General features: G+C 45.2%; 10 protein-coding genes. 4 read left to right on the plus strand and 6 right to left on the minus strand.

The genetic code is table 11. The features are described 5' to 3' along the window. Window positions 1-3: 3 nt before the first annotated feature. From NST40_RS11800 to NST40_RS11815, 4 genes are all read right to left on the minus strand, one after another. Complete coding sequence (locus NST40_RS11800; protein WP_081387687.1) at window positions 4-768, minus strand: threonine/serine exporter family protein; 765 nt, start codon at window positions 766-768, stop codon at window positions 4-6. A 157-nt stretch (window positions 769-925) separates the two neighbouring features. Next, window positions 926-2188 (minus strand): DNA polymerase IV, encoded by a 1263-nt coding sequence (locus NST40_RS11805; RefSeq protein ID WP_076189810.1) that lies wholly within the window; start codon window positions 2186-2188, stop codon window positions 926-928. Between the two features lie 82 nt (window positions 2189-2270). Next, window positions 2271-2873: a YitT family protein gene (locus NST40_RS11810; protein ID WP_076218939.1), complete on the minus strand. Its 603-nt coding sequence runs from the start codon at window positions 2871-2873 to the stop codon at window positions 2271-2273. A 2416-nt stretch (window positions 2874-5289) separates the two neighbouring features. Next, a complete protein-coding gene (locus tag NST40_RS11815) occupies window positions 5290-6156 on the minus strand; it encodes an AraC family transcriptional regulator (RefSeq protein ID WP_076277990.1) in 867 nt (288 codons plus the stop codon). A 162-nt stretch (window positions 6157-6318) separates the two neighbouring features. Here NST40_RS11815 and NST40_RS11820 point away from each other — a divergent pair, with 162 nt between their 5' ends. The 4 genes from NST40_RS11820 to NST40_RS11835 all read left to right on the plus strand — a co-directional run bounded on the left by NST40_RS11820 (window position 6319) and on the right by NST40_RS11835 (window position 10014). Further along, window positions 6319-8286: a beta-L-arabinofuranosidase domain-containing protein gene (locus tag NST40_RS11820; protein WP_342410896.1), complete on the plus strand. Its 1968-nt coding sequence runs from the start codon at window positions 6319-6321 to the stop codon at window positions 8284-8286. Window positions 8287-8377: 91 nt separating this feature from the next. Continuing rightward, window positions 8378-8947: an HIT family protein gene (locus NST40_RS11825; RefSeq protein WP_342410704.1), complete on the plus strand. Its 570-nt coding sequence runs from the start codon at window positions 8378-8380 to the stop codon at window positions 8945-8947. A gap of 18 nt (window positions 8948-8965) precedes the next feature. After that, window positions 8966-9601, plus strand: a complete 636-nt coding sequence (locus tag NST40_RS11830) for a pyridoxamine 5'-phosphate oxidase family protein (protein WP_342410705.1) — start codon at window positions 8966-8968, stop codon at window positions 9599-9601. Between the two features lie 104 nt (window positions 9602-9705). After that, window positions 9706-10014, plus strand: a complete 309-nt coding sequence (locus tag NST40_RS11835; protein ID WP_076130570.1) for a hypothetical protein — start codon at window positions 9706-9708, stop codon at window positions 10012-10014. Between the two features lie 96 nt (window positions 10015-10110). Here NST40_RS11835 and NST40_RS11840 read toward each other — a convergent pair whose 3' ends face one another. Both NST40_RS11840 and NST40_RS11845 read right to left on the minus strand, forming a co-directional pair. Continuing rightward, the gene (locus tag NST40_RS11840; RefSeq protein WP_036685988.1) at window positions 10111-12546 is read right to left on the minus strand and encodes a glycosyl transferase; all 2436 of its coding nucleotides are present in this window, start codon (window positions 12544-12546) and stop codon (window positions 10111-10113) included. A 175-nt stretch (window positions 12547-12721) separates the two neighbouring features. Then, window positions 12722-13777: a LacI family DNA-binding transcriptional regulator gene (locus tag NST40_RS11845; RefSeq protein WP_076220152.1), complete on the minus strand. Its 1056-nt coding sequence runs from the start codon at window positions 13775-13777 to the stop codon at window positions 12722-12724. Window positions 13778-13974: the final 197 nt, after the last annotated feature.

Genomic DNA, 13974 nt, shown 5'->3' on the forward strand with positions numbered 1-13974 from the left:
AAATTAAAATAGTGATAGTACAAGCCCAATGCCTGTACCGATCGCAAAAGCAGTTAGAAAGGCATCTGCTCCTTTGGATATGCCTGAGACCAGATGACCAGCCATCAGATCACGAACGGCATTAGTAATGAGTAGACCGGGTACTAGAGGCATCACGGAGCCGATGATGATTTTGTCCATTTCTTGACCTATGCCCAGCTTTACAGAATAGAAGGCCAGAAGTCCGATCAGGAAGGAAGCAGAGAACTCTGCAAAAAATCTAGTCTGCACAAGACGATGCAGGTAGATAACCGCAGCAAAACCTAACCCGGAAATCGGCAATGCGGGGAGAGCATCCCACAAGCTGCCCTTAAACATAACGGTGAAGCAAGCGCCGGTAAGTGCCGCTGCTATGATTTGCAGCCATACCGGATATGCATGTGCGGCATCATCGACCTCTCCTAATCGTGTCCGAGCTTCCTCGGCTGTAATCTGACGCTCGTTCAGACGCCGCGAGATATCATTAACCTCTGAGACTTTCTGCAGATCTGTTGTCCGTTCGGCGATCCGATATAACTTAACGGGCTCCGTTCTATTGGTGGTGAACATAATAACGGTTGGCGTCACATAACTATGTGCCCCTGGAAAACCGAGAGAAGCAGCCATACGTGTCATGGTATCTTCTACTCTGTAGGTTTCTGCACCGTTTTGCAGCATGATCTTGCCAGCAAGAAGACAGAGATCAACGATTTCATAATAGGTAATGTTAGTGTTGCTCGTGCTTTCCAACTTCTCCGGTCCTCCCCTGGAATGTTACATATCTATGTGTATATACTTATGATTGTCGTTTCATTGTGTGAAAATAACAACCTCAATATAGCATTATAAACGATATGGGATATATTTTAATATAGTTTCAGAAATAAAATGTATAAAGATGCACTGTTTATTTATAGTGCCCGCCAATCTTTCCGGATCTGTCCTTAAGTTGTCCGGCATCTGTGAACGATGCAGCGCGTCCAATGATCGATTCCCCGTATTTATTCTTCAGCGCATCAGTGGCCCGTTCGAGCTCACGGTAGCGGGGGCGCGACTCAAATAAGGTTAGCTGATATTGGCTTTCGTCAGACAGATTGGACAGGCTTAGATGAATTCGGCGCACAGGCTGACCTTCCCAATGCTGTTTGAAAAGAGCGAGGGCGGCCTCGTATACCAGCTGGGTCGCATTCGTAGGATCGCTCATCGTAGTCTGTCTGGAGAAGCCGCTGGGGTCATCAAAGCTGGCGCCTTGGCAGCCAACAGACACGACTGCACCATGCACCTTCAGTTTGCGACTGCGCCTGCACACCAGCTCTGAGAGCTCCAAAATGATGGTCTTGATCTCTTGCAGTGTATAGTAATCCCGTGGCAGTGTCATTTGGTGCCCGACGCTCTTGGGTGCAACTTCATAGGTAGCGGGACTTACAGGGCTATCGTCGATGCCATTGGCAATTCGCCAATATAGCTCGGCATCGATATCGCATTTTTTATGGAATTTCTCCCGCATGCGCCATTTCAGCTCGCTTAGCGGCATCTGTGCCAAATGGCCAATCGTTGTGAGACCCATGCTTTGGAAGTGCGCGGACATGCGGCGGCCTACCATAAACAACTCACTAATGGGCAGCGGCCAAAGTACATCTGGAAGCTCTTCCTGAGTGAGGGTAAATAGACCCTCCGGGTTCTTCTTGGCCCACAGGTCGCAAGCCATTTTGGCGGTAACCTTGGAATAACCTATACCGATACGTGCGCGCACACCTGTATTTCTGCGGATTAAGTCCTGAATGGTCGTAGCGATCTGTCTTGGGCTTCCGAATAAGCTGAGGCTGCCGGTGATATCAATAAACTGCTCATCGATGGAATAAGGTTCTACGAGGTCACTGAATTTGCGTAGAATGTCCGTGATTTGGGAGGAAACATCGATATATTGCTGCATATGTGGTCTGACGACGATTACTTCGGGGCACTTCGCGAGTGCTTCCTTCAAGGTCTCGGCGGTAGTAATGCCAAAAGATTTGGCTAACGGACAAGCGGCAAGCACAATCCCGCTTCGTCTAGCCGGATCTCCGGCGACAATAAGCGGTTTGTTGCTGTATTGCGGATTAGAGGCCTTCTCCACGGAGGCGTAAAAGCTCTGACAATCGGATAACAAAATAACACGCTCTTTATTCATAGATTCACACTCTCCAGGTGAGGTAGAGATAGGGTAGATGATTTTTCTTATTATTATAATACGAACATATGATCGTGTATATTCATATTTTTTCCCATTTCTCTTCAGTCTCCAAGGTACAGAGACCTGTGGCCACACCCCCAGCGATAATCGTGAGGATGGAGTGGAAGAAGGTTTCTTTGGAAATCAGGAGTCCTCCCGCGCCGATAATTATAAAATCTGTCAAAAAAATGATGAGTCCAAGGTTAAGCGGGAGATACCTTTTGATATATTGAGCAAGCAGATCCGTTCCGCCTGTACTGGCTTTGAACCGCAGCATAAGCCCAAGACCCGTTCCCATTAAAAAACCGCCAATAATGGCGCTGGAAATGGAGCCGAACTCAAAATAATACAGAAAGTGGTACTGCAAAGGACCGAGAAGCTCAATCAGAAATGATGAGGTCAATAAACCTAATACACTATTGAAAAAGATATCGCGTTCCTTCAGCCAGGCTAACAGGAAAATCGGAAAGCTGCAGAGAAGGACAGCTATACCGATTTTGGCATCGGATAAATAATTGATGATGAGGGCTATTCCTATTATTCCCCCATCTAGGATTTTATATGGGACTAGAAAAAAATTAGTTGCTGCTGCAATGAGCAAGCTTCCGATCAGGATGATCGCGTATCTCAATAATGACTGCATATTTAACATCTCCACATTAAAGGCATGTCTTATAAATATGCTTGTCACTTCCAAAAAAATGCATTGAAGCAAAAAAACTGATTTCGGGCCTAATCATGCGGACCCAGGAGCCGCTATTAGGTAGATTCAGGGCATTTTATCGAGCTAACGGACCCAATTGCAGCTATTCCCACAAATGTGGTCCAATCGCGAGCAAATTATGGGCAATAAGAGCTATGCAGTCCGAAATTTCCGAAAAATGGGCCGAAAATCATAAATAGGTGCAATAGGGTCCGCAACGTTCAATAGATTTGAGTAACTCCTACCCATAAATCACAAGCGAGATCCCGCCCCCAAACAGGTGCAATCCGGTTCGTTGCGCTCAACAGACGTTAAGTTACTCTCACCAATACATTATGCGAGATCCCACCCACAAATAGGTGCAGTGCGGTCCGTTAGCTCAACAGACATTAGAGTAACTCACCGCCCAGCCTCCATGCGGACCCAGGAGCCCCTATTAGGCAGATACAAAGTATTTTTTCGAGCTAACGGACCCAGTTGCAGCTATTCCCACAAATGTGGTCCGATTGCGAGCAAATTATGAGCAATAAGAGCTATACAGTCCGAAACTGCCGCAAAATGGGCCCAAAATCACAAATAGGTGCAATAGGGTCCGATAGGATCAAGATCGAGCAAAAGGTAGCTGATTTCGAGACGTAGACAGCTAGGTTATGCAACAGGTAACAAATTCTGCGCACGGAGTAGATAGGTTGAGCTATAGGTAGCTAATTCCGCACGGTATAGATAGGTTGAGTAACAGGTAACTAATTTCGCACGGAGTAGATAGGTTGAGCTATAGGTAGCTAATTCCGCACAGTGTAGCTAGGTTGAGCCCCAGACAGCTAGTTTAAACAATGGCTAGCACGTTTAGGAGCAAATTTGGCAGGCGGCGTTCTTTTCAGCAACTGTTCGGACTCAGTTACTCTTATTTCCATGATTCCGCTCGTTTTGTCACACTATCGGACTCAGTTGCAGCTATTCGCTCAAATGTGCTCCTTTTCTGTGCAAATCAAGGGTAATAAGAGCTATACAGTCCGAAACCTTCGCAAAATGAACCCATATGCTGAAATAGCTGCAATACGGTCCGATACGATACGATCAAGTTCTAGCAAAAGGTAGCAGATTTCGAGACGTAGGCGGCTAGTTTGAACAACAGGTAACTAATTTTTCGCAGAGTAGCTAGGTTGAGTCCCAGACAGCTAGTTTAAACAATGGCTAGCACGTTTAGGAGCAAATTTGGCAGGCGGCGGCGTTCTTTTCAGCAACTGTTCGGACTCAGTTGCTCTTATTTCCATGATTTCGCTCGTTTTATCACACTATCGACTCAGTTGCAGCTATTCCCACAAATGTAGTCCGATTCCGAGCAAATTATGAGCAATAAGAGCTATGCAGTCCGAAACCTTCGCAAAATGAACCCATATGCTGAAATAGCTGCAATACGGTCCGATACGATCAAGTTCTAGCAAAAGGTAGCAGGTATCGAGACGTAGGCGGCTAGTTTGAGCAACAGGTAACTAATTTCTCGCACGGAGTAGCTAGGTTGAGCCATAGGTAAATAATTCCGCACGGAGTAGCTAGGTTAAGGCATAGGTAGCTAATTACGCACAAGGAGTAGCTAGGTTAAGCCATAGGTAGCTATTCCGCACAGTGTAGCTAGGTTGAGCCCCAGACAGCTAGTTTAAACAATGGGCAGCACGATTAGGATCAAATTCGGCAGGCGGTGTTCTTTTTAGCAACTGTTCGGACTCAGTTGCAGCTATTCCCACAAATGTAGTCCGATTCCGAGCAAATTATGAGCAATAAGAGCTATGCAGTCCGAAACTGCTGCAAAATGGATCGAAAATCACAAATAGCTACAATCCGGTCCGCAACGGGGAATGCTATGAATGGATGATTAAGCAGACGCGTCTCCGGGGGATACAGAGAGTAGTGTGATGGCTATGCGGTGAGTTACTTGCTGATAAGCTTTGGAGGGTCGAGCCGCATAATCAGCGTTGATCTATGGTAAGTATGAGTGCGCCACGACTAGGAAGGTAAACTGGTAAAATTATTGCAAGAAGCAAGAAGCAAGAAGCAAGGAGCAAGGAGCAAGGAGCAAGGTGCAAGGAGCAAGAAGTAAGAGCAGCAGAAGGATTTAGGACGGATCACGGGTACACAAGAAATGTGCCAAGCGGAGTACTGCTCCATCATAATAGTTACTTAAGTTTCTCCGAGCTAGAGGAGCATCTCGCATCTCGCATCTCGCGTCCCATTAATCCAAAGCTGATCACGTAAGCCAGCAGCAAGAAAGGCAGCAGCACACAAGAAAGCTACAGCAGCGCATCGCTTAACAACGAGAATAGCACGCCTCCAATTATGAGACATGCTGTTTTTGCCGTTATCGGGAATACCGCTTGCGGAAGCGAAGCGGAGAGATTCCGATCTGCTGAGTAAAGCGACGCGAGAAGTAGGCGGTGCTCTCGAAACCGATACGTTCTGCGATCGCAGCTATAGGCATCTCTGTCTTAAGCAGAAGCAGCTTGGCCTGTTCCAAACGGTAATCCGTTAAATACTCCATCGGAGTCAGTCCATATACGCGTTTCATGCAGCGGGCAAGGTAGTTATAATGAAAATGCAGCGCATCCGCCAGAGAAGCATTGGAGAGAGGCTCCGCATAATGATTGCGGATATAAGTCTCTGTCTTCTCGGCGATCTCTACCGCATGACTTTCTGAAGTATCATGCTGCGCCAGATCCATCATCCGCAGCATTTCTTCAAAAATCCTTTGCTGCTCCCAAACTGCACTGGAACGTCTTCCAGTGGACAGCTGTAAAAGCTTCTCCGCTTGTCCACTCCGTTTAAAGGGATCAGGAAGGGGACCAAACTGCGGGATGCGAATGGTATATGGATGAGTAAGAAACTGCCGGAAATGTGTCTCTCGGTTGATATACACGGGCTCGCCATCAGAGCTTGACCAATCTGCGAGGGTATGAAAATGAATCCATATAAACGAAGTCAGCTCCTCGCAAGTCTTAACGGAATAATGATAGCGGTCAGGCATCAGAAGCAGCGTATGCCCAGCCGCAACCTCCCATTGATTATGATCTTCACCAATAAATAGGCAACCTTGCTCTACAATAATCAGATCAAATAAGCCGATATGGCTTCTATTTGGATGCTGCTCTCCGGGTTGATATACAGTGTGATTGCATTCCAGAAAATATGGAAAAGGCGGCGCTGCGAAATGTACATAGGAAGGACTCACTGTGTTCTACCTCTCTTTTTATCGTAGTCCGAGCTCAAATTGTCCTTGGAAATAGGAGTGTGAAATAGTACAAAAAAGGGGTTGCTTCTGATTATATTTTTTATCTATTGTACGCTCTATAATTGTAATTAGCGAGTATAAAATAAGGCTAAGGGGAAGATGATGATGAATAAAACGATCCAGGATCAGCAAGTTGTAAAAGATCAATCCGTTAGCATTAAAGATGATTTCTGGGGAAGTTATATAAAGCTGGTACAAGATGTTGTAATCCCGTATCAATATGAGGCATTGCACGACAAAGCAGCGGGAGCTGAGCCCAGTCATGCCATTGCTAACTTTGAGATTGCTGCGGGCCGGAAGACCGGTGAATTTTACGGCTGGGTATTTCAAGACAGTGATGTAGCCAAGTGGCTGGAGGCCGTAGGTTATTCCTTAAGCATCAAACGTGACCCTGAGCTGGAGCGTCAAGCGGATGAAGTGATTGACCTCGTTGGAGAAGCGCAGCAGGAAGACGGGTACTTAAATACTTATTTTACGATAAAAGAACCCGGCAAACGCTGGACTAATCTGAACGATTGCCACGAGCTGTACTGTGCTGGGCATTTCATTGAGGCAGCCGTTTCTTATTACGAGGCTACAGGCAAAAGAAAACTGCTCGACATCATGTGCCGAATGGTTGATCATATCGATTCTGTGTTTGGTCCGGAAGAAGGCAAAATGCGGGGATATGATGGCCATCAGGAGATTGAGCTTGCGCTCGTGAAGCTGTATCGGCTCACAGGTGAGGAGCGGTATTTGAAGCTCAGCAGCTTTTTTATTAATGAGCGAGGTCAACAGCCGAATTTCTTAAAGCAACAATGGGATAATCTGGGGAGTATCAATTTTTTCACAGGTCAGAAGGAGAATTTAGATTTAAAATATTACCAAAGTCATCTTCCGGTAAGAGAACAGGAAGTGGCTGTAGGACACGCTGTGCGTGCGGTTTATATGTATACTGCTATGGCTGATCTAGCTGCACTTACGGGAGATGATACTCTTCGCGAAGCATGCGAGAGACTGTGGAATAACATCACTACTAAGCAAATGTACATTACTGGCGGGATCGGATCTACGCATCGGGGTGAAGCTTTCACCTTCGATTATGATCTGCCTAACGATTCGGTGTACGCAGAGACTTGTGCATCTATTGGGTTGATCTTTTTTGCACAGCGAATGCTGAGAATATCGCCGGATGCACGTTATGCCAACGTGATGGAGCGGGCGCTTTATAACAATGTGTTGGGTTCAATGGCACAGGATGGTAAGCACTATTTTTATGTAAATCCACTGGAAGTATGGCCTAAGGCATGCAGCTGCAACCCAGATAAACACCATGTGAAGTCCGAGCGCCAAGGCTGGTTTGGCTGCGCTTGCTGTCCTCCGAATGTGGCGCGTCTGCTGACTTCGCTGAATCAATATATCTATACGATCCATGGTGATACGCTCTATACGAATTTGTATATTGGCAGTGAGCTGACAACAAAGCTGGGTGGAACAGATGTTGCGATTCAGCAAGAGAGTAACTATCCATGGGAAGGTACAGTCTCCTTGAAGATTAATCCCGCAGCGGAAGCAGAGTTTGGGATTGCCTTACGGATTCCATCTTGGAGCCAAGGAATGGAGATCAGAGTCAACGGTGAAGCAATGAATACTGCTGAGAACATCGAGCAGGGATACCTCGTTATCCGGAGACTGTGGAGAGCAGGAGATGTAATCGAAGTGCATGACCCTATGGAGGCACATCGTATCTACGCACATCCAAGTTTGCGTGCTGATGCTCAAAAAGTAACGATTCAGCGTGGACCTCTTGTGTATTGTCTTGAAAGTATCGATAATGGTGAGCCGTTAAGCTCGATTTCCTTAAAAGAAGGCAGTGAACTTACTGCGGCTTTTGATGAGACATTGCTCGGCGGCGCTGTTGTTGTCGAGGCAGAGGGGCTACGTGTAGATAAAGAGGGCTGGAGTGGTGAGCTTTACAGCAGAGTCAAAGCACCAGTTCAAACCGTAAAGGTTAAGGCGGTTCCGTATTACTTATGGGGAAATCGTGGCAGTGGTGAAATGAAGGTATGGATTCCGGAAGCCAGCGTTTAAGTTATAGGTAGACATAGAGCTCGGGAATGGCTGTAGTTTATCAACATTTACCGATGAGGACAGCTGTAATTTACAGTCTGTCCTTTTCTTTTTGCAAAAAGGAGAACACACGCGAAATGGCGAAATTAGAAGAAACATAGAAATATTCTTAAATCCTATAACAATGGAGGCGGGCTATATTTATAATCATGCTCCAGAGGGTTATACTTGTCCCTTTTGTTTGTTGGTTTCGGGCATTGAAAATGAAGATGTGCGTTCTAAGCAAGCGGATATTATTTATCAAGATCATTACATAACGGCTTTTATTGCTTCTCATTGGTATCCGAATAATGAAGGGCATGTTCTAATCATCCCTAATCAGCATATCGAGAATATTTACACATTGAAGGTTGAGATCTCAAACCGGATACATGAGCTGGAAATTGAAATTGCTAAAGGTCTTAAAGAAGTTTATAAATGTGATGGCGTTTCTTCTAGACAACATAATGAGCCGGATGGCAGCCAAGATGTATGGCATTATCATTTACATGTGTTTCCAAGATATCATGGGGATAATCTGTATGGTACTTTTGGGAAGTTATCGGATGAATCAACAAGAAAAAATTTCGCCCAATTATTAAGCGGATATTTGAGCAAAAATAAGAACATTGGGGCTTATTAAGTTGAGAGAGGGAGAAGTATGAAGTCAAACTTTTTCGAAAAAGTTATAGAGTCAGAAGAAGAGCTAAGGTCTTTATTTGGGTACCCAAGCGAATTGGTTAACAACAAAACCATAACTGTTATAGATCATCATTGCCGTGATTATATCTCAAAATCCCCAATGCTTTTTATGGCTACAAGCGGTTCGTCCGGTGCTTGCGATGTCTCTCCGCGCGGGGACTCAGAAGGTTTTGTTCACGTGTTGGATGATAAACATTTAGTGATCCCTGAACGCCCTGGGAATAGACGGTTTGATTCTTTGCGGAATATACTTGAGAACCCAAAAGTCGGTTTGATATTCATCATCCCCGGACTTGAAGAAACATTAAGAATAAATGGGCACGCGAGTATAGTTAAGGATGAAGATATATTGAAACCTATGGAAGCGCATGGTAAAGTCCCGATCATTGGAATTGGCGTGGAAGTAGAAGAATGTTATATGCATTGTGCAAAAGCCTTTAAGCGGTCACATTTGTGGGATGACGAACATTGGCTTGCGAAAGAAATCTTGCCTAATCCATCAAAAATACTGGCGCAGCATGCCCGTAAACTTGGAGTTACTCCAGAGGATATCTCAAAATCACTAAAAGAAAGCTATGAAAAACGGCTATATTAACATTTTCGACTTAGAAATGGAATGGGATTTGCCCTTCATTGTATGCTATATTTGATCTGGATAAGGCAACTGATCATTTTACAGATAATAATGGAGGCATCACAATGAGTAAACGTTATCGGATGACAAGAGCAATGCAGAATGCTGGAGATTCAGCAACAACCCTATCTTTAGAAGAGTGTAAGCAATATTTCGCATCCAAACCTGATTTCACCTATACATCAGTTTTTACAGTAACAGGTGCCACTACCATGTCCATTGAGGGAGATTTCTTTATGTGGAGCTATGGTGATACAACAATCCCATTTAGACATTATCAGGGCGATATTTATGTTTCTGGCGCCAATGAAGCCGTGATTCCTAGAATGCTTGAGGTTGCGAGTGATTTAAGAGCAGATATTGTGGAAGGGTAAAAAAAAGATGCCCCCTGAATCCTTCAGGGGGCATCTACTGTTAATTTTAGATCCGCTCAACCGTTCGTTTGAACGATTGAGCGGATTTTTTTTGTATTAACCCAGTTCTACAACTACTTGGTGTACAGCGCCGTCTCCAACAGGAGTGATGATGTTACCTTCTACAGCTGCGCCATCCAAGGTAAGACTAGCTACACCTTTGGATACATGGTTCGGGTTCTTGATTTGAATCACATAAGTATCTCCACGGAAGACACGGGTGATTTCAAAGCTGTCCCACTCTGTAGGAATACAAGGATCGATCTTCAGACCATTGAAGTCCGCTTGAATACCAAGGATAGATTGTGTAATCGCTACATAGTTCCAAGCCGCAGTACCAGTTAACCAGGAGTTTTTAGCTTCCCCGTGGCGAACGGCATCTTTACCTGCGATCATTTGCGAGTATACATAAGGTTCAGTACGGTGAATTTCGCTGATGTCCTCCAAGTAGGCAGGAGCAATTTTAGCGTAAATTTCAAACGCTCTGTCACCATGTCCAAGTACAGTTTCAGCGATCATGATCCAAGGGTTATTGTGGCAGAAAATACCAGCATTTTCTTTGTAGCCCGGAGGGTACGTAGAAATTTCACCCAGGTTCAGATAGTACTTGGAATATGGTGGCTGTTGCAATACGATACCGTATTTAGTATCCAAATGCTCTTGCACGGAAGTCAGAGCTTTTTCAGCTTGACCATCTTCCACACCGATACCGGCCATAACACAGATACCTTGTGGTTCGATGAAGATTTTACCTTCTTCGTTTTCTTTGGAACCGATCTTGTCGCCATAGTGGTCATAAGCGCGCAGGAACCAGTCACCATCGAAACCGTGAGTCAGTGTGATTTCACGCATATTGTCAATCTTAGCTTCTGCATCCGTAGCTACATCATTAAGTCCGCGCATCCGGCAGATTTCTGCATAGTCCGGTCCAACGAAGACGAACAGACCCGCGATAAATACGGATTCCGCTACGCGGCCTTCGATGTTGGCAGTAGTCTGGAAAGATTCGCCCGGCTCTGTAGAGAAGCAGTTCAGGTTCAAGCAGTCATTCCAGTCTGCACGGCCGATCAGCGGCAAGCCGTGAGGTCCGAGATTGTTAGTTACATGCTCGAAGGAGCGTTTCAAGTGCTCAAACAGAGTAGCTGTGTTATCCGGATTGCTGTCAAAAGGAACCTGCTCATCAAGAATCGATGTGTCGCCTGTTTCTTTGATGTAAGCAGCTGTGCCAAGGATCAACCAAAGCGGGTCATCATTAAAGCCGGTACCGACTTCATTGTTACCTTTTTTGGTGAGCGGCTGGTATTGGTGATAGGCACTGCCGTCTTCAAATTGTGTAGCGGCGATATCGAGAATACGTTCTTTAGCACGTTCAGGAATTTGGTGTACAAATCCGAGCAAGTCTTGGTTTGAATCGCGGAAGCCCATACCACGGCCAATACCGGATTCAAAGTAAGAAGCGGAACGGGACATGTTGAAGGTAACCATACATTGATATGGATTCCAGATGTTAACCATACGGTTCAACTTGTCGTCGCCACTTTGGATTTGATATTTGGACAACAGGTTATCCCAGTGTGCAGCCAGTGCAGCCAAAGCGGCGTCCACTTGAGCGTCTGTAGCAAATTGCTCGATCATAGCCTCTGCTGGTTTTTTGTTGATAACGTTCAGAGATTCCCATTTGTCTTCTTCTGGGTTTTCAATGTAACCAAGGACAAAGATGAAGCTTTGCTCTTCGCCCGGCTCCAGAGTAATGTTCAGGGCGTGCGATCCGATAGGGGACCAGCCGCTGGCAACGGAGTTAGTTGGTTCACCTGCAGCAACAGCTTGCGGGCTTTCCAGACCATTGTACATCCCTACGAAAGCTTCGCGGTCAGTATCGAAACCGGCGATTTCTTTGTTAACAGAGTAGAAAGCGTAGTGGTTTCTGCGCTCACGGTATTCTGTTTTGTGATAGATAACGGAACCCTTCACTTCAACCTCACCAGTGCTGAGATTACGTTGGAAGTTAGTCATATCATCTTGTGCATTCCAAAGACAGAACTCTGCAAAAGAGAACAGCTTAACGGATTTCTTCGCGGAACCCGTGTTTTTCACTACAAGACGATGTACTTCAGCGTTATGACCCATAGGTACAAAAGCAAGCTGGTTTACAGAGATACCGTTGCGTTCACCAGTAATGGAGGTGTAGCCAAGACCGTGACGGCATTCGTAGAAGTCCAGATCACGTTTTACTGGCATCCAGCCTGGAGTCCAGAAATCACCATCATCATAAAGATAGTAGTAACGGCCGCCAGCATCCATTGGGATATTGTTGTAACGGTAACGGGTCAATCTTCTGAGACGAGCGTCTCTATAGAAGGTATAGCCACCAGCAGTATTAGAAATAAGTCCGAAAAATTGTTCATTACCAAGGTAGTTAATCCAAGGGTAAGGTGTTTTTGGTGTGTTAATTACATACTCTTTACGAGTGTCGTCAAAGGTACCGAATTTCATGTGAGAAAGTCTCCTTTCGATTGTGAACGCGCGTTTATAGGTTTCAGGAAAAATTCCCTCGAGGGAAGGGATTCTTTCCGTTGTTTCTAAAAGATAGTATTAGGCAGTGATTTCGAGAACCGATGATAGCAGCTTCACAGAAAATATGTATTCTTCAGTGAAGGATGAATCTGTGCTACTTCTTCGGCGGTTGACAGGAATCTCTCTCCACTAAACGAGCTGGAAAGCTGATCGTGCTGAAAGTCGGCTGCTGCGAATCACACAGCTCGATTACTTTTTCCACTGCAGCCTTGGACATTTCATAAATCGGCAAGCGTACAGAGGTCAGCTTAGGCTGAATACGGGATGCCAGCTGAATGTCATCGAAACCCGCAATGGAGATATCCTCAGGGACAATGATTCCATGTTCGGAGAACGCTTCCATCGCTGAAATAGCCATGTCATCGTTGGAAGAGAAAAAGGCAGTCGGCAAAGGTTCATCAGAAGCAAGCAGCTTCTTGACCTCTTCATAAGCCGTCTCTTTCAGAAAATCACCCTTTAGGATAAACTTCTCATTCATAGGCAGACCATGTTTTTTCAGCGTGTCCTCATAGGCCGTGTAACGTTCTCGACCAGAGTACGTATTCATTTGCCCACAGATAATGCCGATCTCTTGATGGCCTAAGGAGATTAAATGTTCAATCACTTCTGTGGTGCCCTCGTAATCTTTGGAATTCACAATGGCCAAATGATTGCGGTCAAGATGCTCCGACATAATCTCTGAGATATCATAATCAATCAGTACTAGCGGAGAATCGAGTCCCACCATTTCGCGGACGATATTAATATCCTTCTGAGTGCCGACAATTATACCACCGTCAATCCGTTTTTGCAGAAAAGCTTGTTTTACCTTCAGAAAATCGTCTGGAGAGTATACCGTATGAATCAGAACGTAACATCCGCGGGCATTCGACGTGTCGACTACGGCATCGACGAATGGTGCAAAGTAATTGTTCTGATAAATTCGGGTAGTGTTCTCTTTCTCGTTCATACTGATGGCGAACAATCCGATGGTATCGGTTTTCTTACCGGCCAGAGCCCGTGCAAAGCTGTTCGGTTCGTACTGATGTTGCTCAATCACCCGCAGCACTTTGGCCCGGGTTTCTTCAGGAACATTGGAATAGTTGTTGATCACGCGGGATACCGTACTTCGGGAAACCCCGGCCAACTTAGCAATATCTTCGCTGCGCATGTTTCCCCTCTTTTCATAAACGCGCGTTTATGAGTTTATTGTAAGCGAAAGCATCGTATAAATCAATCGTAAAAAAAGAAATTTTGCGATCAAATTAATAAAGGATGACATATTTTTAATAGAAGAAGAATCCTACCGAATAATGATAGAGCAGAACAACTAGAAATAGTTTGTATAAGTTTTTTGCGGAGAAAGTG

It is taken from the genome of Paenibacillus sp. FSL R10-2778, from assembly GCF_038593035.1.
In the GTDB taxonomy this organism is placed as follows: domain Bacteria; phylum Bacillota; class Bacilli; order Paenibacillales; family Paenibacillaceae; genus Paenibacillus_AQ; species Paenibacillus_AQ odorifer.